Origin of the sequence: Vibrio breoganii (assembly GCF_024346795.1) — a bacterium.
Classification (GTDB): Bacteria; Pseudomonadota; Gammaproteobacteria; order Enterobacterales; family Vibrionaceae; genus Vibrio; species Vibrio breoganii.
In genome coordinates this window covers 578,877-600,356 of record NZ_AP024864.1, presented here as the reverse complement: position 1 = coordinate 600,356, position 21,480 = coordinate 578,877, and the positions used below count along the sequence as shown (strand labels likewise).

17 protein-coding genes are annotated in these 21,480 nt (G+C 46.2%); 7 read left to right on the top strand and 10 right to left on the bottom strand.

The features are described 5' to 3' along the window. The first annotated feature begins 117 nt into the window (after positions 1-117). Complete coding sequence (gene suhB / locus OCU35_RS02855) at positions 118-921, top strand: inositol-1-monophosphatase (protein WP_065210178.1); 804 nt, start codon at positions 118-120, stop codon at positions 919-921. Between the two features lie 88 nt (positions 922-1,009). Here suhB and glmM read toward each other — a convergent pair whose 3' ends face one another. From glmM to rlmE, 4 genes are all read right to left on the bottom strand, one after another. Continuing rightward, positions 1,010-2,347 carry a phosphoglucosamine mutase gene (gene glmM, locus OCU35_RS02850; protein WP_261825615.1) on the bottom strand — a complete coding sequence of 446 codons (1,338 nt, stop codon included), beginning with the start codon at positions 2,345-2,347 and terminating at the stop codon, positions 1,010-1,012. A gap of 16 nt (positions 2,348-2,363) precedes the next feature. Next, complete coding sequence (gene folP / locus OCU35_RS02845) at positions 2,364-3,194, bottom strand: dihydropteroate synthase (protein ID WP_102322180.1); 831 nt, start codon at positions 3,192-3,194, stop codon at positions 2,364-2,366. Between the two features lie 94 nt (positions 3,195-3,288). Then, on the bottom strand, positions 3,289-5,208 hold the full coding sequence (ftsH, locus tag OCU35_RS02840; protein ID WP_017028358.1) for an ATP-dependent zinc metalloprotease FtsH: 1,920 nt from the start codon (positions 5,206-5,208) through the stop codon (positions 3,289-3,291). A gap of 107 nt (positions 5,209-5,315) precedes the next feature. Continuing rightward, positions 5,316-5,945: a 23S rRNA (uridine(2552)-2'-O)-methyltransferase RlmE gene (gene rlmE / locus OCU35_RS02835; RefSeq protein WP_017028359.1), complete on the bottom strand. Its 630-nt coding sequence runs from the start codon at positions 5,943-5,945 to the stop codon at positions 5,316-5,318. Between the two features lie 131 nt (positions 5,946-6,076). Here rlmE and yhbY point away from each other — a divergent pair, with 131 nt between their 5' ends. Next, positions 6,077-6,373, top strand: a complete 297-nt coding sequence (gene yhbY, locus OCU35_RS02830) for a ribosome assembly RNA-binding protein YhbY (protein WP_017028360.1) — start codon at positions 6,077-6,079, stop codon at positions 6,371-6,373. Positions 6,374-6,445: 72 nt separating this feature from the next. Here yhbY and greA read toward each other — a convergent pair whose 3' ends face one another. Continuing rightward, on the bottom strand, positions 6,446-6,919 hold the full coding sequence (gene greA, locus OCU35_RS02825; RefSeq protein ID WP_017028361.1) for a transcription elongation factor GreA: 474 nt from the start codon (positions 6,917-6,919) through the stop codon (positions 6,446-6,448). A 507-nt stretch (positions 6,920-7,426) separates the two neighbouring features. Between greA and OCU35_RS02820 the strand changes: the two genes are divergently transcribed. Further along, complete coding sequence (locus tag OCU35_RS02820) at positions 7,427-8,470, top strand: porin (protein ID WP_065210180.1); 1,044 nt, start codon at positions 7,427-7,429, stop codon at positions 8,468-8,470. Between the two features lie 100 nt (positions 8,471-8,570). Further along, entirely contained in the window at positions 8,571-9,941 is a 1,371-nt protein-coding gene (gene dacB, locus OCU35_RS02815; protein WP_261825614.1) for a serine-type D-Ala-D-Ala carboxypeptidase, read from the top strand. Positions 9,942-10,007: 66 nt separating this feature from the next. On the opposite strand, the gene OCU35_RS02810 is transcribed toward dacB, so the two are convergent. After that, on the bottom strand, positions 10,008-10,853 hold the full coding sequence (locus tag OCU35_RS02810) for a magnesium transporter (RefSeq protein ID WP_017028364.1): 846 nt from the start codon (positions 10,851-10,853) through the stop codon (positions 10,008-10,010). Positions 10,854-11,252: 399 nt separating this feature from the next. Then, positions 11,253-12,440: a tyrosine--tRNA ligase gene (gene tyrS, locus OCU35_RS02805; RefSeq protein ID WP_017028365.1), complete on the bottom strand. Its 1,188-nt coding sequence runs from the start codon at positions 12,438-12,440 to the stop codon at positions 11,253-11,255. A 126-nt stretch (positions 12,441-12,566) separates the two neighbouring features. Between tyrS and OCU35_RS02800 the strand changes: the two genes are divergently transcribed. After that, a complete protein-coding gene (locus OCU35_RS02800) occupies positions 12,567-13,859 on the top strand; it encodes a peptidoglycan DD-metalloendopeptidase family protein (RefSeq protein ID WP_261825613.1) in 1,293 nt (430 codons plus the stop codon). A gap of 285 nt (positions 13,860-14,144) precedes the next feature. Here OCU35_RS02800 and OCU35_RS02795 read toward each other — a convergent pair whose 3' ends face one another. From OCU35_RS02795 to erpA, 3 genes are all read right to left on the bottom strand, one after another. Then, a complete protein-coding gene (locus OCU35_RS02795) occupies positions 14,145-17,237 on the bottom strand; it encodes an efflux RND transporter permease subunit (RefSeq protein WP_102328522.1) in 3,093 nt (1,030 codons plus the stop codon). Between the two features lie 10 nt (positions 17,238-17,247). After that, the gene (locus OCU35_RS02790; RefSeq protein WP_065210182.1) at positions 17,248-18,330 is read right to left on the bottom strand and encodes an efflux RND transporter periplasmic adaptor subunit; all 1,083 of its coding nucleotides are present in this window, start codon (positions 18,328-18,330) and stop codon (positions 17,248-17,250) included. A gap of 110 nt (positions 18,331-18,440) precedes the next feature. Beyond that, positions 18,441-18,782, bottom strand: coding sequence for an iron-sulfur cluster insertion protein ErpA (erpA, locus tag OCU35_RS02785; protein WP_017028370.1), 342 nt, complete (start codon positions 18,780-18,782; stop codon positions 18,441-18,443). Positions 18,783-18,980: 198 nt separating this feature from the next. Here erpA and hemL point away from each other — a divergent pair, with 198 nt between their 5' ends. Then, on the top strand, positions 18,981-20,267 hold the full coding sequence (hemL, locus tag OCU35_RS02780) for a glutamate-1-semialdehyde 2,1-aminomutase (RefSeq protein ID WP_261825612.1): 1,287 nt from the start codon (positions 18,981-18,983) through the stop codon (positions 20,265-20,267). Between the two features lie 115 nt (positions 20,268-20,382). Next, on the top strand, positions 20,383-21,468 hold the full coding sequence (locus OCU35_RS02775) for an AI-2E family transporter (protein WP_102322178.1): 1,086 nt from the start codon (positions 20,383-20,385) through the stop codon (positions 21,466-21,468). Positions 21,469-21,480: the final 12 nt, after the last annotated feature.

Here is a 21,480-nt window from a genome sequence, read left to right as displayed (position 1 = left end):
CATCCCAAAAGCGGAATAAAAAAAACACTCGTGCAAAAAATAACCACTTCCCTTTTGCCACAATCTTGCTTATACTCCGCCCCGCTTTCCGTTCTTTAACATCCGTTGGGTATAATTATGCATCCTATGCTAAATATCGCTATTCGCGCTGCGCGAAAAGCAGGCAATCATATTGCGAAATCTCTAGAAACTGCTGACAAGATTGAAATCTCGCTGAAAGGCGAAAATGACTTTGTGACTAACATCAACAAAGACGCAGAACATGTGATTATCGATACAATCAAGTCTTCTTACCCTGACCACAGCATCATTGCTGAAGAGTCTGGTTTAACTGTAGGTAAAGATGACGCAGTTCAATGGATCATTGACCCACTGGATGGCACCAATAACTTCGTTAAGGGTATCCCACACTTCGCTGTATCTATCGCTGTTCGTATCAACGGTAAAACAGAAGTAGCGTGTGTTTATGACCCAATGCTTAACGAACTTTTCACTGCACAACGTGGTTCTGGCGCACAGCTAAACAACGCTCGTATCCGTGTTAAGCAATTAAAAGACCTTCAAGGTACTGTTCTTGCAACTAGTTTTCCAACTAAGCAAAAGCAACACTCTGAATCTTACTTCAAAATCATGAGCTCTCTATTTGTAGAAGTTGCTGACTTCCGCAGCACTGGTTCTCCAGCTCTTGACCTATGTTACCTAGCGGCTAACCGTGTTGACGGTTACTTTGAGCTTGGCCTTAAGCCTTGGGACATCGCAGCTGGTGAGCTTATCGCTCGTGAAGCTGGCGCAATCCTAACGGACTTTGCTGGCGGTACTGACTACATCAAGTCTGGTAACCTTGTAGGTTCAAGTGCACGCGGTGTTAAGAATATTCTTCGCCACGTACGTGAGCACGCAAACGAAGGCATGCTGAAGTAATCGCATCCCCTTTGTGAAAATAGTATAAAAAAAACGGCCATCAGATGATGGCCGTTTTTGTATCTAGTGTTTAGCTTTTTAATGACTTTTAGCAGTATTCACGTACAGTATCGGCGATACGGTTAGCCAACTTAAGTACTAACTCTCCATCTTCACCCTCTACCATTACGCGAATTAAAGGTTCAGTACCTGACTTACGCAGAAGCACACGTCCCTTATCACCCAGTTCTTGCTCTGCTTGCACAACAGATTGTTGAACCACATCCAATTGCATTGGGTCTGTTTCGCCTGAGAAGCGAACATTGATCAGCTCTTGCGGGTATAACGTCATTCCTTGAGAAAGGTCGAATAGGCTCATGCCACTATCAACGATCGAGGATAGAACTTGAAGCGCCGCAACAATAGCGTCACCCGTGGTCACCTTATCTAGCAAGATTACGTGGCCTGAGTTTTCTGCGCCAATACTCCAGCCTTTTTCTTTTAGCTGTTCCATAACATAGCGGTCGCCTACTTTAGCGCGCGAGAATGGAATGCCCAATTGCTTAAGACCATTTTCCATACCTAGGTTTGTCATCAGGGTACCAACAACGCCCCCTTTTAGCTCACCACGGCGCAATGCGTCGCGGGCAATGATATAAGCGATTTGGTCGCCATCGACTTTATTGCCTTTATGGTCAACCATGATAATGCGGTCACCATCACCATCAAAGCCAAGACCTAGATCGGCTTTCTCTTCAACCACTTTGGCTTGCAGCGCACGCACATCCGTTGCACCCACTTCAGCGTTAATGTTCAAGCCATCGGGTTCACAGCCCATAAGCACCAATTCTGCGCCTAGCTCTTTAAATACGTTTGGAGCGATGTGGTAAGTAGCGCCATGGGCACAATCCACAACAATCTTTAGTGAGCTCAGGTTTGCGTTGCTTGGGAAGGTACTCTTACAAAATTCAATATAACGACCTGCAGCATCGTTCATACGAGAGGCTTTACCAAGTAGAGCGGACTCGACACATTCAATGTCTTTATCTAGCTCAGCTTCAATGGCTAATTCAATGTCATCAGGAAGCTTTGTGCCTTCAGAAGAGAAGAACTTGATGCCGTTATCGTAGTACGGGTTATGTGATGCCGAAATCACAATACCCGCTTCTGCGCGGAACGTCTGTGTTAGGTAAGCAACTGCCGGTGTTGGCATTGGACCGGTAAAGGTCGCCTTTAGACCAGCAGCAGCAAGACCTGCTTCTAGCGCCGACTCAAGCATGTAGCCAGAGATACGAGTATCTTTACCAATAATGACCTTCTTGGTGCCTTGTTTAGCCAAAACACGGCCCGCAGCCCAGCCTAGCTTGAGTACAAAGTCAGGAGTGATTGGGTATTGGCCTACTTTTCCTCGGATACCGTCGGTACCAAAATAACGTCGTTGAGACATTTCTAATTCCTAATTATTATTTTATTGATTCCATAAAGTTCACCACTCGCACGGCATCAGCCGTTTCAGCAACGTCGTGAACTCGAATAATTTGTGCGCCTTTTTGAGCCGCCACAACCGCACAGGCAACACTACCGGAAATGCAGTCTGCCGGTGCTTTATCTAGCAACTTGAACACCATCGACTTTCGAGACATACCCGCTAATAGAGGCATTTCAAAACGATGAAATTGTTCCAAGTGTTGCAATAGATGGTAGTTATGTTCGAGTGTTTTACCAAATCCAAAGCCAGGATCCAGTATTAACTTATCTTTGTTTATTCCCACAGCTTCGCACGCCTTAATGCGCTCTGCTAAGAACTGCTCCACCTCAGAGATAAGGTCATCATAGTGCGGATTGGCCTGCATTGTTCTCGGTTGCCCTTGCATATGCATAAGGCAGATGGGCACTCCAGAGTCAGCAGCCACTTGCAGTGCTCCAGGCTCTTGCAGTGCTCGCACATCATTGATCAAGTCAGCTCCAGCTTCGGTAGCTTGGCGCATCACCTCAGCTTTACTGGTATCGATGGATATCCACACATCAGACTCAGCGCGAAGTGCTTTGATTACGGGAATGACGCGTTCTAGCTCTTGCTGCAACTCTACCTCTGGTGCACCCGGTCTTGTTGACTCACCACCGATATCAATAATGGTTGCTCCCGCCGCAATCATCTTTCGAGATTGAGCTAAAGCATCATCAATTCGGTTGTATTGGCCACCATCGGAGAAGGAATCAGGGGTTACGTTAAGTATGCCCATGATCTGCGGTGAAGATAGGTCGAGCTGTTTTTTTCCACTGTTTAAGATCATAACACTAACGAGTTTCAAAAAGGTTAAAGCGAAAATTTGGGAAGGGTAGAAACAGAAAAACCCCGAGAGCTCTCGGGGTTTGCTTATTTAGCGATTATTCTGAATCTTTTTCAGCGGGTTCTGTCTTAGTTTCTTCTGCCGTTTCTGGTTCAGCTTTCGCTTCAGCCTTTGGCTCTTCAACAGGTTTTGATTGCTCACCCCAACCGGCTGGTTCACGAATATCACTACGACGTTCCATTAGGTCATCAATCTGACCTGCATCAATGGTTTCGTACTTCATCAGCGCATCTTTCATTGTATGCATGATATCCATGTTCTCTTCAAGAATCTGACGAGCACGAGCATAGTTGCGGTCGATGATTTGACGAATCTCATCATCAATCAGCTTAGCGGTATCATCAGACATGTGTTTAGTCTGAGTTACGCTACGACCCAAGAATACTTCGCCTTCTTCTTCAGCATAAAGAAGAGGACCTAGCTTCTCAGAGAAGCCCCACTGAGTCACCATCTTACGAGCGATATCAGTCGCACGTTCGATATCGTTTGATGCACCAGTAGATACACGCTCTTTACCGTAGATAAGCTCTTCAGCTAGACGACCACCGTAAAGGCTCGAGATCATCGACTCAAGGTGACGACGGTTCATGCTTACGCGATCTTGCTCTGGTAGGTACATAGTCACACCCAGCGCACGGCCACGTGGAATAATCGATACCTTGTACACAGGATCATGCTCAGGAACCAAGCGACCAATGATTGCGTGACCTGCTTCGTGGTATGCCGTTGACTCTTTAATGTCATCAGTCATCACCATAGAGCGGCGTTCTGCACCCATCATGATCTTGTCTTTCGCTTGCTCAAACTCAGCCATAGCAACGTTGCGCTTGTTACCACGAGCCGCGAATAGTGCCGCTTCGTTTACAAGGTTAGCAAGGTCTGCACCAGAGAAACCTGGAGTACCACGAGCAATCAAAGATGGCTCTACATCACTAGCAAGAGGTACCTTGCGCATGTGTACTTTCAGGATCTGCTCACGACCACGTACATCCGGAAGACCAACCACTACCTGACGGTCAAAACGACCAGGACGAAGTAATGCAGGGTCCAATACGTCTGGACGGTTAGTTGCAGCAATAACGATAATACCTTCGTTACCCTCAAAGCCATCCATCTCTACCAACATTTGGTTCAATGTTTGCTCACGCTCATCGTGACCACCACCAACACCTGCGCCACGCTGGCGACCTACGGCATCGATCTCATCGATGAAGATGATACAAGGCGCTGCTTTCTTCGCTTGCTCGAACATGTCACGCACACGAGATGCACCAACACCGACGAACATTTCTACGAAATCAGAACCTGAGATAGTAAAGAACGGAACTTTAGCTTCACCAGCAATCGCCTTCGCAAGTAGAGTTTTACCTGTACCTGGAGGACCGACGAGCAAGACACCCGTTGGGATCTTACCACCCAATTTCTGGAATCGGCTTGGGTCACGCAAGTAATCCACTAGTTCTTTAACGTCTTCTTTTGCTTCATCACAACCAGCAACGTCAGAGAATAGTGTTTTAATTTGTTCTTCGCTCATCATACGAGCTTTTGATTTACCGAAGGACATGGCGCCTTTACCGCCACCGCCTTGCATTTGACGCATGAAGAAAATCCACACACCAATCAGTAGAATCATTGGGAACCATGAGATGAAGATAGTACCTAGAAGGCTTTGCTCTTCTGGTGGTGTACCTGTCACCTTCACGTTTTGATTGATCAAGTCATCAAGAAGCTTTGTGTCGTACACAGGCATATAAGTCACGTTACGTGAGTTATCGCTGCGATAAAAAACGATTTCTTTATCGTTAATCTTGGCTTCGCGAATCTGGCCTTGGCCAACTTCCTGTATAAAAGTGGTGTAATCCACTGATTTTCCGTTACTGTCTCCAGGGCCAAAGCTCTGGAAAACGGACATTAGCACTACAGCTATCACTAGCCACAGAATTAGATTTTTTGCCATGTCACTCAAGGTGTAAGCCTCTCGATAACTAATTGTAATTAAAAGTAGATTACTACAGTTTGGATGCTGTAGCCAGAATGTAAAGCTTTCTCAAGCTTGTTGAGCAGTTAGCCTTTGTAACCTGTTGCTACAATGAAGACTTCACGAGAGCGAGCTCGGGAAGAATCAGGTTTTCGAACTTTAACAGTCTTAAACATTTCACGTACATCTTTGACGAATTGATCAAAACCTTCGCCCTGAAATACCTTAACAACAAAGCTACCATTTGTAGCTAGAACTTGTCGACACATATCAAGGGCTAATTCGACCAAATACATAGCTCTTGGTTGGTCTACAGAGTTATTACCTGCAATATTGGGAGCCATGTCAGACATTACGACGTCCACCATACTCGGTTGAATGCGGTCTAACAGCGCTTCAAGAACGCTCTCTTCACGAAAATCACCTTGTAAAAAGCTTACACCAGCAATAGGGTCCATTGGCAACAAATCACACGCAATAATTTGTCCGTTGTCACCCACTATCTTTGCAGCATATTGCGACCAACCACCAGGAGCCGCCCCTAAATCTACTACGGTCATTCCAGCAGAAAAGAGCTTATCTTTGGTGTGTATTTCTTCCATTTTGAAGTAAGCACGTGAACGGTAGCCTTTTTTTCTGGCTTCGTTGGCGTATTTATCATCAAAATGTTCTTTCAACCATCGACCCGAACTGGCCGAATGCTTTTGTTTACTCATTCAATTTCCAACGTGTTTGGAGAAGGCAATTAGCCTAATATTCCCGTTTCATGGATAAAGTATAGTCTTGAGACCTATATGACGTTAAAATAGGATTTTTCAACCCTTATATAAAAGAAATTGGCCGCGATATGAACTTAAGCACCAAACAAAAGCAGCATCTAAAAGGCTTAGCACACGACCTAAAACCGGTTGTGTTGATGGGCGCAAATGGACTTACTGAGGCTGTTCTAGCGGAGATTGAACTTGCATTGGGTCATCACGAATTGATCAAGGTTAAAGTCGCGTCGGAAGATCGCGAAACAAGAGGCCTAATCATTGACGCTATCGTTCGTGAATCTGGTGCAGAGAAAGTACAAACTATTGGTAAAACACTAGTACTGTACCGCCAATCAGAGCAACGTAAAATCGAACTGCCACGCAAATAGGCCGTAACGATTAATCGTGTTCACTAAAAAAGGCTGCTGATGCAGCCTTTTTGATATCACAAGCCAAATAGCTTAAAGGTATTCTACTCGGTCAATTTCGTAATCTTTTACGCCGCCTGGAGTAGTGATGGTCACTTCATCGCCTTCCATCTTGCCAATAAGGCCACGTGCGATTGGTGAGCTAACAGAAATACGGCCTAGCTTAATTTCGGCTTCATCTTCACCTACGATCTGATACTTGAATTCTTCTTCTGTATCCACATCGATTAGCGTTACTGTCGTGCCAAAGATAACCTTACCTGAGTTATCCATTTTAGTTACGTCAATAACCTGAGCAACAGATAGCTTATATTCGATGTCGCGAATCTGTGCTTCGCAGATGCCCTGTTCTTCACGAGCAGCATGGTATTCAGCATTTTCTTTAAGGTCGCCTAGCTCACGAGCCTCTGCAATAGCGGTAGAGATCAGTGGACGCAGTTTAAGCAGTCTTTCTAATTCTGTTTTTAGTTGCTGTTCGCCACGAACAGTCATTGGTACTTTTTCCATATTTAACCTCATTTGCCCAGCAAATATAGGGCAACAAAAAACCTATTAAGCGAAGGCTCAATAGGTAACTAACTGATAGTGATAGGTCAATTGTACCGAAAAGTCTGCTTTTTTTCATCAAAATTCGACGTGCTAAGTGTTGATAAAAGCGTGATGCAAATCACAGCAAGGCGAGCAAAAAACAAACAAAAACAAGAACCTAAAGATAAATAAATCTAAAATCTGCACATGTCATACCAATTGCAGTGCAACGCTAACATGTTGTTTTTATTGCACTGCAGTTACATTGACATCTTTTTGATACAAAAAGTTCCCCTCCTTTACAACATTTTACTATCGCCTACTTAATCATCTAGGTCAGAATCCTAACCGAGAACAAATCTTATTAAGCGTAAAACACTGCGTATTACAATAACTTAGTGCAGTGCTTAACCAAGATTTGCTTAAAGGGAGTTTGGGTTTATAACACCCACTTTTTATCGGACAAATACATTCTAGGACTTGGAAATGAACAAAAAGATTATTGCTCTAGCAGTAGCGGCTGCGGCTTTCGGTACTCAAGCATCTGCTGTTGAACTATACAACAACGACGGCTCTACTTTCTCTATTGGCGGTCACGTATCTGTAAGTGCTAAAGGCAACTCAGATGTTGGCGGTACAGACATTATCTCTAACTCGCCTCGTATCAACTTCACTGCAACTCAAGACCTAGGCAATGGCTTCACAGCTGACGCTCGCGGTGAGTACGCTATCAACTACCTTGATGGTGGCGCAGATTCATTCACTACTCGTCTTGGTTACATTGGTGTAACTCACGAAGATTTCGGTCGCGCTGTAGCGGGTACTCAGTGGTCTCCTTACTACGACGTTGCTGGTATTGCTGATATGCCTATCGCGTTCGCGAACGACTTCCTATACGACAACCACGGTGCTCTAGGTACTGGTCGTGCGGAAAACATGGTTTCTTACCGCAACGACATCCAGCTAGGTGACAACCTATCTATCTTTGGTGGTCTAGGTTGGCAGGACAACGCTACTACTGGCTTCGATTCTCGTGGTCAAGTAGCACTTGGTGCAAACTTCTCTGACTTCATGGTTGGTTACTCTTACAACGCTGGTGACCGTACCGACGGTGTAGCTAGCAAACAAGAAGCAACGTCTCACGCGCTTTCTGCTAAGTACGGTTCGTACGGCAACGGTGTTTACGTAGCTGCTGTTTACACAATGAACGAGTACATGCACGGTACTTCTAACTACAACGGTGTTGCTAACCCTGGCGCTGGCATTGCTCTTAAAGACACTGACGCTGTAGAATTCATTGCTGCATACGCATTTGCAAACAGCCTAAACCTTTCTATCAACTACGAAGCAGTTGAGAGCAACGGTAACGACATCACTAAAGGCACTGTATACAGCCAAATGGCTTTCCAAGCTGAATACAACATCACTCCGTCATTCGTTACGTTTGCAGGCTACCAGCTTGACCTAGGTTCTGACCTAACTAACGCAGAAAACGACATGTGGAACGTTGGTGTTCGTTACTACCTATAATGGTATAACAGCCTAAAATCCTAATAAAACACCTGCCTCTTGGCGGGTGTTTTTGTTTATACTGATCTCTAAATTGCCTATTGCCTTGATTAGGGACGTTATGCGCACTCTCACCCTTTTGCTGACCTGTGTTTCAACAGTTGCAGTTGCTTCAATCTCAACTCCTTATGAGGTACTGCCTCCAGGGCAGCTATCCAGTGTTATTGTCACCAAAAATGCCACTGTAGAGTCCTCTGTTAATGCTGAGCAGCTTCTTCCTCCTGCAAGTACCCTAAAGTTGGTCACCGCCCTTGCCGCTAAGCTTCACTGGAAAGAGGGCTATCAGTTTTCTACTCAACTCCTTGAACAAGGCGAAGATTATGCCCTTCGTTTCTCCGGCGACCCCAGTTTAAGCCGCCAAGACCTTGAATCTCTTCTAAAGAATCTAAAAGGCAAAACCATCCTAGGCGATTTGTATTTGGATGGCTCGATATTCAGCGGTTATGACCGCGGTGTTGGCTGGCCGTGGGATGTGCTAGGGGTTTGCTATGCTGCGCCAGCGTCCGCTTTAAGCCTAGAGGGTAACTGCGTTCAGGCGTCAATAAAGACGCTGGATAACGGCGCAACTTCGGCATATGTGCCCAAGCACCAGCCGATAAAGGTCATCACCAATGTAAAAGCGGTGAGCTTAGAAGAGAAAAAGAACAGTTACTGTGACCTTAACCTGACCGCCGCGCCCAACAATAACTACACCCTTAGCGGGTGTTTAGTCAATCGAGACAAACCTTTGCCGCTTAAGTTTGCAGTGCAGTCCCCTAGCTTGTTTGTGAAAAAGACTATCGCTGAAATCCTTGAACAAAATAGCATCAAGCTCAATGGCAAGGTGAAACTAGGCAAAGCGAAATACAACGCGACACTTGTGGCGGAGCACAAATCAGACTCTTTGGATGAAATGCTTGAGTTCATGCTGCATAAATCCAACAACCTGTACGCGGATAACATAACCAAGCAACTTGGCGCTGATTTTTATGGAGCGCAAGGGAGTTTCAACAGTGGCACCTCTGCCATTAGAGAGATCCTTCTAAAACAAACGGGAATTGACCTTGGCAACGCGGTTCTGGAGGATGGCTCTGGGCTGTCTCGCAATAACCGAGTGTCACCAGAAGTCATGATGCAGATAATGCAGTACATCAAGAATAACGATGAAAAGGTGCACCTTATTGCTTTGCTACCTACATCGGGCTTAGATGGCACCTTGAAGTATCGCCCTAGTATGCGAAATACACCGGTCAAGGGCAATATCAAGGGAAAGAGTGGCTCACTGTTTGGCAGTCATAACATGGTGGGCTACAGCTATGATGAGCAAGGAAACATCAAGTACACCTTTGTGCAGTTTGTTAGCAACTACCACCCAGAACCTAAGGTCAAAGGTGTTGAGCCAGCCATTACTCAGTTTGAAAAGGCTTTTTACGAATCCTTAGTGACTCAGTAAACTAGAACATAAAAAATGGGCTCAGTAATGCTAAATTACTGAGCCCGTTTTTTATTGTGCTTTTTATTAGGTTAAGCCTAAGAAGTAATTGACCGAGCTAAAGTAAATCCACATCCCGGTAATATCTACGATAGATGCCAATACGGGGCTCACAAGTACCGCAGGGTCTAACTTGAAGGCTCGCGCTATGATAGGAAGCACACCGCCCAAAGTGGTTGAGATCGAGATCTGAATAAACAAGGCTACCGCAATCGCTAAGGCAATGATATTGAGATCATGACCGCCGGTAGAGACGCCATCACTAAACAATAAAATGCGGCCGACGATGACTATGGCGATAACAAAGCCAATACACAGCGCCACTCGACTCTCTTTCCAAAGCACTGACAGCCACTGCCTTTTCTTAAGCTCTCCCGTTGCCAACGCTCTGATCACTAGCGTTGCCGACTGAGTACCTGTGTTACCACCCGCAGCGGCAATAACCGGCATATAGATAGCAAGAAGCACCAGTTGGCTTAAAGTATCCTCATAACTTGCGATGATAAGACCCGAAACGATGCCCATCAAAGCCAAGCCAATGATCCAGCCTATGCGCTGCTGCACATGGGCAAGCACACCCGTTGAAAGATACCCTTTGTGAGGTTCAGCCTCAGAGCGTATAAATCCTAATTGATGAGCAAAATGACGCGCTCTTACATCTTCCCCAACCACTTCTAATTCAGCAATAATATGCTGAACATAAGCCACTGAGCACTGATTAAGAATCGCCACAGCCTCTTCAATAGGCATGACTTGTAGCAGTTTAACCTGCTGTTTTTCATCATATTTCAAAAATGCGCTGGTTGCTGCGCAGATTTCCTCACGAGAAAAGTTCGATACATCGTGAGCTAAAGTTGTGTTCATTACCGTCATGGCGAATCTCCCGATTAGCTGTGTCGACACCAGCAAAAAAGCTGATATAAATGGGGTAACGACCATCGAAATAACACGTAAGCTTCGCATCAGAATAGCGAGGCAATTCCGTGATTATTTATGACTAGAATGTGAGGAGAAAAATCGAGAGAGAATCAGAAAAGATTTGATAAAAATTCTCTACCACTGAGGTAGAGACGAAGAACGTACACACCGACAGAGGGTTATTTTTCTCCCTTCATACTAGGAGGATGGTCGGTAGTGTTCATAGTGTTCTCCAAAGGTTACTGGGATGTCCCAGCGGCGCGTAATATATCAAAAACACGACGCAGTTCACAAGTTCACAGATGTAAAAAAGGCGCCAAACAGGCGCCTATTAATCAACGGTTACAACTTAGCCTATTTAAAGGTAAGTCGAGCAAACTTACGCTTACCTACTTGGAACACATACGTGCCCGCTTGAGGTACAAATTTGCTGTCAGTGATCTTCTCACCGTCAATTTTTGCTGCGCCCTGTTTTACCATGCGCATTGCTTCAGAAGAAGACGAACACAGTCCCGCTTCTTTTAACAGGTTACTTACTGGGCGACCTACCTCAAATTCAAACTCAGGCATTTCGTCTGGGATAGCACCCTTTTGAAAGCGATTAATGAACTCTTGCTCTGCTGCATCAGCATCCGCTTGAGAGTGGAAGCGAGCAATGATCTCTTTAGCCAGTAGGATCTTAACGTCACGAGGGTTCTTGCCGTTCTCTACATCGGCTTTAAACTGCTCAATCTCAGCCAAAGGACGGAAAGAAAGTAACTCGTAGTAGCTCCACATCAATACATCAGAGATAGACATGATCTTACCGAACATCTCGGTTGGCACTTCGCTCACACCAATGTAGTTATGAGCCGATTTTGACATCTTCTTCTCGCCATCAAGGCCAACAAGAAGAGGCATAGTCAATACTGCTTGAGGCTTCTGACCGTGAGACTTTTGCAGTTCACGCCCCATTAGCAGGTTGAATTTCTGGTCAGTACCACCAAGCTCAACGTCTGTTTCCATTGCTACTGAGTCGTAACCTTGTAGCAGTGGGTACATAAACTCATGGATAGCGATTGGCTGGCCGCCAGCATAACGCTTTTTAAAGTCATCACGCTCTAGCATGCGCGCTACAGTTTGGTTAGCAGCAAGACGCAACATACCCTCAGCGCCTAGCTCACCTAGCCATTCAGAGTTGAATGCAATCTTGGTTTTAGCCGGATCTAGGATCTTGAACACCTGCTCTTTATAGGTTTCCGCATTACGCAGAACGTCTTCACGAGTCAGAGGTGGACGAGTTGTGTTTTTACCCGTTGGATCACCCACCATACCGGTGAAGTCACCGATTAAGAAAGTAACGTCATGACCAAGGTCTTGGAATGTACGCAGTTTATTTAGAATAACTGTGTGACCAAGGTGGATATCCGGTGCCGTTGGATCTGCGCCTAGTTTAATGCGTAGAGGACGGTTTTCTTTCAGCTTGGCGATCAGCTCTTCTTCTGGAATCAGCTCTTCAACGCCGCGCTTGATCTCAGCTAAGGCAGCTTCAAAACTTGCCATATTAGTGTGCTCCCACAAAATCAGGAAAAAATATATCCCGACAGTGTACTTGAATAGCGATTAGTTTTGAAAGCAGTTAGACTAATCAAATACCAATTTTTCACTGATTATTTAACGAATCGGGATATGCTGACCATTTTTCAACGTTTACCTCTTTTGCACCGAGCGTTAATTTGCTGTTTTAGTGCACTTATTGTTGTCGCTCTATTCCTTCTTCCCGATCCTAGAAGCCTTCACGAGCAAGAAAACAACTATCAAGTTGGTCGCATTTACCCTCTAGAAATTAACGCTAAAGCCTTATCTCCTACAGATCAAAAGCTGCCTATGGCGGTCATGCGCTGGGATACTCATAAGGTGCGATCCGGTGAAAGTGCCTCTGTATTGTTTGACCGTATTGGTTTGTCTCCTCGCCTATTGCATACCCTAGTCACCAGTGATGATGAAATTAATAAACAGTTGTCTCGCCTGCGTCCTAATGATGAATTGATTTTTGGGTATGACGATCAAAACAACCTCATTCAATTGCAGCGAAAAATCAGCCCTTACGAGACCTTTAAGGCCGTAAAAAGCGGCGATAAGTTTAAGGCTGTGATAGATAAGAAAAAGGTCTACACCCAGCTAAATTATGCGGAAGCGAACATTACCTCCAGCTTTTGGAACGCCGCGATTGGGGCAAAATTAACACCGAATCAGATCATGAGCGTTGCCGGGATCTTTGGTTGGGATATCGACTTTGCCTTGGATATTCGCCCAAATGATAGCTTTAAGGTGTTATTTGAAGAGAACATTGTGGAAGGCGAGTTCGTGGGTAGAGGCAAGATTTTGGCCGCGCAATTCAGCAACCAAGGGGATACCTTCAAAGCCGTTTTAGATGAAGACAGTGGCAACTATTACGACGAAAAAGGGCGAGCAATGAAGAAAGCCTTCTTGCGTTCTCCAGTTGATTTTCGCCGTGTAACCTCTAACTTCAACCCTAACCGTCGCCACCCAGTAACAGGCAAGGTAAGGGCTCACAGAGGTACCGATTATGCAGCGCCTGTTGGCACCCCAATCTACGCCGCGGGTGATGGTGTTGTACTTAAATCCGGCTACAACCAATTCAACGGCAACTATGTGTTTATTAAACACAGCAATATCTACATCACCAAATACCTACACCTTCAAAAGCGCAAGGTAAAAGGTGGCCAAAGGGTTAAGCAGGGACAAACCATTGGTACTCTAGGCGGAACAGGCCGAGTCACTGGCCCTCACCTTCACTACGAATTCTTGGTCAATGGCGTTCACAAGAATGCACGCACGGTTAAGCTGCCAGAAGCTAAATCCCTTACTGGCAACAAGAAGAAAGAGTTTATGAAGGTTGCGAATAAGCGTTTAGGCGAATTAGAACGTTATCAGCATTTGCTAACTGCATCTAAGTAATAACAGAGTGCAAAGCCTACTATGTGCGCACTAAGATCCTGAATCAAGTTCAGGATGACGTCTCTTTTGACTTCCGTAGTTGAAGTTATATTCAGATGAGCAACAAAATCCAATTTCACGTCATGCTGGCGAACGCCAGTATCTTAGGCCGTACCTATTTAGCTCAGCGTCACCGAAGATTCCAGCTCAAGGCTGGAATGACGCCAATGTTATCTAGTGAAACAGTAGCTTTTGCTCTTTCTGAAAGCTGTCAGCTATCAGCTATCAGCTGTCAGCTAACAGAAGCTACTCCTCTGTCGTCACCTTATTCCTTCCAAACATCAACAAGCAAGGCGTCAGTACCAGCGTGAGTACTGTAGCGAAGGCTAGGCCGCCGGCAATGGCGGTGGCGAGCTGAGTCCACCACTGCGTACTTGGTGCGCCAATTTCAATCTTCTGATTGATTAGGTCTACATTGGTTTGCAGAACCATAGGCATTAAACCAAGGATAGTGGTAACCGTAGTCAGCATTACCGGTCGTAGACGCTGTACACCCGTTCGCAGTATCGCTTCTTCCTTTGATAATCCACGTTGGCGCAACTGGTTAAAGGTATCGATCAATACAATATTGTTATTAACGACAATACCTGCCAACGCAATCACCCCAATGCCCGACATTACAATGCCAAATGGGCGCTGGAACAGCAGCAAACCGGCAAACACCCCAACGGTTGAGAACAACACGGCACTCAAGATCAAAAACGCTTGGTAAAAGCTATTAAATTGAGTGATCAGGATCAGCGCCATTACAGCCAATGCTGCCAAAAACGCCGACTGCAGGAAGCTTGAAGAGTTTTGCTGCTCTTCATTTTGTCCCTTAATTCTAAACTCAACGCCTTCTGCTAGATCTAACTCTTGCAATGCTTGCTGAATCGATGGCAACTCAATGGCGAGATTATAGCCCTCGCTCATGTCCGCCACGACATTAACGATGCGCTTGCCATCCAAGCGGTTAATGGTGTCTTGCTTAGGCTCAGGTTTTACCTTCGCAAAATTAGTAATCGGCACTAGTCCTGCGTGCGTTTTTACCCTGAGTTCATCGAAGCGCCCAATATCTCGCTTGTCTTCAGGGTAGCGAACCAATATATCGACCTCATCATCGGTATCATCGGGTAGGTAATCCCCCACCCTTAAGCCATTGGTGACAAACTGAACCGTATTGCCTACCAGCGAGGCATCCGCGCCAAATCGAGACGCATCAGCGCGGTTAACATCGATAGTCCAATCAATGCCTTCCTTGCTTGAGTTATCGCTGACATTGGTCAGTGCAGGATTACCATCAGCCCATAATCGTATTTTCTTGGCGGCCGAATCAATCAAGTTAGGGTCTCGAGAGGTCACCTCTATGACTAAGTCATTCTCTACCGGAGGCCCTGCATCCGGAAACTTATACTCGATCTCGACACCAGCAAACTTATCCGTTCTTTCACGAAGCTCCTCTATGATCTCTTTCACCGAGCGGCGATCCTGCCAATCTACTGGCGTCACCTGTATGGTGCCGATTTCGTCTTGGCCGCCAGTACGAGTGTAAACACTCTCAAGCTCAGGGTGACCTATGATCTCCCGTTCCAACTCGCGCATTATGCTGTCTTTCTCAACAATAGACAGGTCGCCATAGGAGCGAGCCTTAACATTAAAGTATGGCGGATCCACCTCAGGGAAGAATTCGGCGCCAAGCCCTGCCTTGTTGTAGGCAAAGCCCACAGCAAATGCTAACAATACCGCGCTCAGCAGCACTTTGAGAGGGTGTTTAATGGCGATAGCCAGGGTGTGGTAATAAAGCTTGGTAATGCCTGTGGCCTTTTCAAAGTCACCATCATGAAGCTGCTGCATACGTGTCTGCGTCGCTGCATTCATAAACTGTGGCTTACCAATCAAACTGCCCAACACAGGGACAAATACCAGCGCCATCACCAAAGATGCACTCAGCGTTGCTATCAAGGTCAGCGGCAGATACTTCATAAACTCGCCGGTCGTATCAGGCCAGAATAGCAGTGGGGCAAATGCCGCTAAGGTCGTTGCGGTAGAGGCTGTGATAGGCCAAGCCATTCTTTTAGCTGCATCTCGATAGGCTTCTTTCCGAGGCGAGCCCTCTTGCATCTTTCTGTCGGCAAATTCGGTGACCACTATGGCCCCATCCACCAGCATTCCCACCGCCATGATCAGCGAGAACAACACGACGATATTCACCGTCAAACCGAATACAGACAGTACCAATAAACCGGTAAGAAAAGAGCCAGGAATTGAGATGCCGACCAACAGAGCGGTGCGCATTCCCAAGATGGCAATGATAACGATCACCACAAGGATGATGGCTGACAGCACGTTATTTTGAAGGTCCGTCAACATGCGATCAACGTCTTCAGAATCATCATAGGTGTACTTAACCAATAGGTTACTCGGCCAATCAGGCAGCTTTTGAGCCTCAGCAATAACCGCCTTAACGATATCCACCGACTCTATAATGTTTTCTCCTGCGCGCTTCTTAACATCCAGCACAACAGCGCTTTCACCATCTAATCGCGCAAAGCTTTCTGGGTCTCTAAAGGAGCGTCTTACCGAGGCGACATCTCCAAAGGTAATCACTTGTTTGCCATCCACCTTAACCGGCAATTCAAGCACATCTTGTAGCGAGGCAAACACCGAAGGCACCTTCACTGAAAATCGCCCATAGCCCGTATCCACAAAACCTGCTGCGACTACGCGGTTGCTAGCAGCAATCAAGTTGTAGATATCACCTTGATCTAGGCCGTAGCTCTCCATCAATAGGGGATCAACGATCACCTCGACTATATCGTCACGGTCACCGGCTATATCCACTTCCAGGATTTGCTTAAAGCTCTCTAGCTTGTCTTGAATACGACGACCAATCTGAACTATGGTTCGCTCAGGCACGGTGCCATACAAGGCCACCGACAAAATGGGCTGCTCGCTGGCAAGGGTCACTTCGTTTACTGTGGGATCATCGCTGTCATCGGGAAGCTTTGATTTAGCAAGGTCCACCGCCTCACGAACATCCGTCATAGCTTTGTTGAGATCACTGCCTGCGACAAACTCTAAAGTCACGGAGCCGTGACCTTCGGATGCGGTAGAGGTCATTTTCTTAACGCCCTCAATTGAGCGAAGTTCTTGCTCGATTGGGCGTACTAACATGCGCTCGGCATCAAGAGGTGAGATACCTTGATGACCAACAGAAACATAGATAATGGGGATGGTAATGTCTGGACTAGATTCTTTCGGGATCGTGATATACGTGTACACCCCTGCCAGAATCAGCATAAACAGTAGTGTTAATACCGTTCTAGAACGGTTAAGAGCCGCATCAATGATAGAGAGCATAGCTTACCCTCTACTGTCTAATGGCGATGACAGAGTCACCATCACGAACAAAGCCCTGCCCTTTAGTGACAATCTCAACGCTGTCACCTAAGCCACTTAGCCAGACACCATCTTGCTCTGCTTTAACAATCTGAATGCCCACAAAATGAACCTTGTCCTCTTGCAGTGTTTTCACTCCAAGGTTACCGGCCTCATCCAGCGCTAGCATTGCAGGCGTCACCTTAACGGCCATCTTAGTTTCCAACTCCAACTCCACCTCGGCGCTCACACCAGAGGGAAGCATTTGGTCTTTATTGGCTATTTCTATTTCAATCGGAAAGGTATTGGTCGTCACAGAGGAATTGCGCGACACATAGCGCAGGGTGCCCTGAAGTTTTTCGCCCCCTAGTAAGGTGATGTTCGCCGTTTGCCCTTTCTTTACTAACTGGATATGGCGCTCACTAAGATCGGCTTCGATAACCAACTTTTCAAGATCAATAAGATGAGCCACCTCATCACCACGGGAGACATAATCACCCAACTCAACGTGCAAGCGATCGATGATTCCGTCAAATGGTGCTCGAATAATACTGTTCTTTAGGCCTAACTTAACATTAGCGACGGTCGCTTTTGCATTGGCAAGCTCGGCTTCTGCCTTTGTGAAAGCCACTTCATTCTGTAGTCCGCGTTTTTTAAGAGAGGTCGCAGCATCAAACTCTTTTTGCTTAACTCGCAATAAGGCATTGGCACGATCCAACTGGATCTCTAAATCCCCTTTGTCGATCATGGCAATGATTTGCCCACGCTTAACCGTAGCGCCTTTACGAACCCTTAAGGTTTTTATAGTGCCTGCAAGTTCTGCGCTGAGTTCAACATGACGATTTGGCGCTGTTCGTCCATAGAGTTCGATTTTTCGAGCGACGGGCTCGGCATTAAATTGGGTCACAACCACCTTAGCTAAAGGTACGTTGCGTTCTGTTGCTGGGGACTGCTCTGTGGGCTGTTCTGCCCTAAGGGCGCCAGCTGCAAGCCAAGCGCCGAGGGCAACAACAAGAGTAAGCGAGATGATCCAAGGTCGTTGGGCAAAAAATTGCCCTGTCCTTCTTAACGGCATAACTAAATCCTTTTAATTATCAGTAGGCGACCTTGCCTAGCTGTTTATACGGCACAGCCTTTACAACTGACTACTGTACCGATTACTGCCGGGTATTTCTGAGGGTAGGATCACACGCTAAATGAGGCTCCACAACCGCAAGTGGTTGTTGCATTAGGGTTATTAATGAAGAAGCGTGCGCCTTCAAGTCCCTCTGTGTAATCTACTGTACCGCCAATTAAGTACTGCAAAGACATAGGATCTACCACTAGAGTCACCTCGTCTTTCACTATAATCGAGTCGCCTTCATTCACTTTCTCATCGAAGGTAAAACCGTATTGAAAACCACTACAACCACCACCTGTGATGTATACACGTAGTTTAAGCTCAGGATTTTCTTCCTCTGTAATCAATACTTTAACGCGCGCTGCTGCTGCGTCAGAAAAATTCAAAGGGACATTTAATTCGCTCACCGAGACCTCTCTTTATTCGATGTTGCCACTCTAGGTGACTGTGTTGTTGCGGCGATTATCTAATACCTGAGCAAAGTGTTCAAGTATTGTAATCCGACACTCACACGAATAGTGAGACACAAGCGTTAGACTTGTGGCCAATATTTATTACAATGCTGTCATTCCCAAAAATGCTATCCGAAAAGCAAGGATTCTTTAATGAGCAAATCAGAAGCACTCTATCAGCAAGCCCAAACCATTATTCCTGGTGGCGTTAACTCACCAGTACGTGCATTTAATGGCGTTGGCGGTTCTCCACTTTTCATTGAGCGTGCTGATGGCTCTCGTATCTATGATGCAGACGACAAAGCGTACATCGACTACGTCGGATCATGGGGACCGATGATCTTGGGCCACAACAATACTGTTATTCGCGATGCGGTTGTTGAAGCAGCGCAGCGCGGTCTTAGCTTTGGCGCTCCAACCGAGCTTGAGATCAACATGGCGAAGCTTGTGTCCTCTCTTGTGCCATCAATGGAACAACTGCGCATGGTAAGCTCAGGTACAGAAGCGACCATGAGCGCAATCCGTTTGGCACGTGGCTACACGGGTCGCGATAAGATCATGAAATTTGAAGGCTGTTACCACGGCCACGCTGATAGCCTATTGGTTAAAGCAGGTTCTGGCGCATTGACTCTAGGTCAACCGAGCTCTCCGGGCGTACCAGAAGATTTTGCTAAGCACACATTAACAGCAACCTTTAACAACCTTGACTCTGTTCAAGGGCTGTTTGATGCAAACCCAGATCAAATCTCATGCATCATTGTTGAGCCAGTTGCAGGAAACATGAACTGCATCCCGCCTATCAATGGTTTCCTAGAAGGCTTGCGTGAAATCTGTGATCAAAATGGCGCACTGCTTATCTTTGATGAAGTAATGACGGGATTCCGTGTTGCTCTTGGCTGTGCTCAAGCGCACTACAACGTAAAGCCTGATCTCACTACCCTAGGTAAAGTTATTGGCGGCGGTATGCCAGTAGGTGCGTTTGGCGGTCGTAAAGAAGTAATGCAACACATTGCTCCAACGGGCCCTGTATACCAAGCGGGGACTCTATCAGGTAACCCTATCGCTATGGCTGCTGGCTATGCATGTCTAACTCAATTAGCACAAGCAGGTAACGAAGAACGTCTTAATGAAATCACAGCGAAATTAGCTCAAGGTTTCAAAGAGCGTGCTGACAAGCATGGCATCCCGCTACTGGTGAGCCAAGTAGGCGGTATGTTTGGTTTCTTCTTTACTGATCAGCAGCAAGTTAACTGCTACGAAGAAGTGGCGAAGTGCGATGTTGAGCGATTCAAACGCTTCTTCCATCTGATGCTAGAAGAGGGCGTTTACCTTGCGCCATCAGCGTTTGAGGCAAGCTTTACCTCTCTATCTCACTCTGATGACGATATTGAGCAAACCCTCGCTGCTGCTGATCGTTGTTTTGCCGCTTTAGCTGCCTAATAACGAGCTGTACATTGTGAATAAGGAGCCTGCTGGCTCCTTTTTTATTTCTAGCGATTCATGTTGCATAACGCTATGATTTATCATCACAAACACTATAAGTGGGCCGTTCAAAGTGCCAAAAAGATTCCAACTCACGTCTAGCCAATGGCTATTAATTGCTGCGCTACTGGTTTTCGCGTATGCCTGCTTTGTTTTAATCCGACCTTATATCAACTCAATCGTAATGGCGTTTATCATCTCACTGCTGATGTTCCCCATTCACGAATGGCTTGATAAGAAGATGCCGACCATGAGGAACACCACTGCCCTGCTCTCATGCATCATCTTAACCTTTATCATTGTGATACCGCTGTTGTTTGTCTTCACGGCAATAATCCAGCAAGGTTCCTCTTTTTCGCAGGGTGTTTATCACTGGGTAGCCGACGGCGGTGTGCAGGAGCTATTCGCACAGCCTTGGGTGGTTAAGGTCCTCGATATAGTCAATACCTACTTGCCGTTCGACACCCTAAAACCGTCTGAGATTGGGCAAAAGGTCGCAGAACTGGCCAGTACATTTGGGTCTAACTTAGTGGCTATTAGTGCCTCCGTTGTGGGCAGTGCCACCAGCTTTTTGGTGAACTTCGGCTTGATGCTGTTTGTACTGTTTTTCCTACTGCGCGACCATGACAAAATCATCAACAATATGCGTCACATCCTTCCTCTGTCTCGCTCACAAGAAGACAGGCTACTAGACGAAATTGAGAAGGTCTCTAAATCTGCCGTGATGGGCTCTTTCTTAACGGCGATTGCTCAAGGCGCTGCCGGTGGTTTTGCTATGTGGTTGGTGGGATTCCCCGCCCTATTTTGGGGAACAATGATGGGCTTTGCTTCCTTTATCCCCGTTATTGGTACCGCATTAATTTGGGTGCCAGCCTGTCTGTACCTTCTTTTGACTGGAGAAACTGGCTGGGCCATATTCTTGTTGATTTGGTCAGTAGCGGTCGTTGGTTCTATCGATAATATTCTTCGCCCTCTGCTGATGCAGGGAAGTGCAGGGATGAATACCTTAATGATCTTCTTTTCTTTGCTTGGCGGTTTGCATGTCTTCGGCTTAATTGGTTTAATCTACGGCCCGCTGATCTTCGCCATCACTATGGTGCTGTTCAACATGTATGAGGAAGAGTTCAATGACTTCCTCGATCAGCAAGATAACAACTAGTAAGAGTAAATA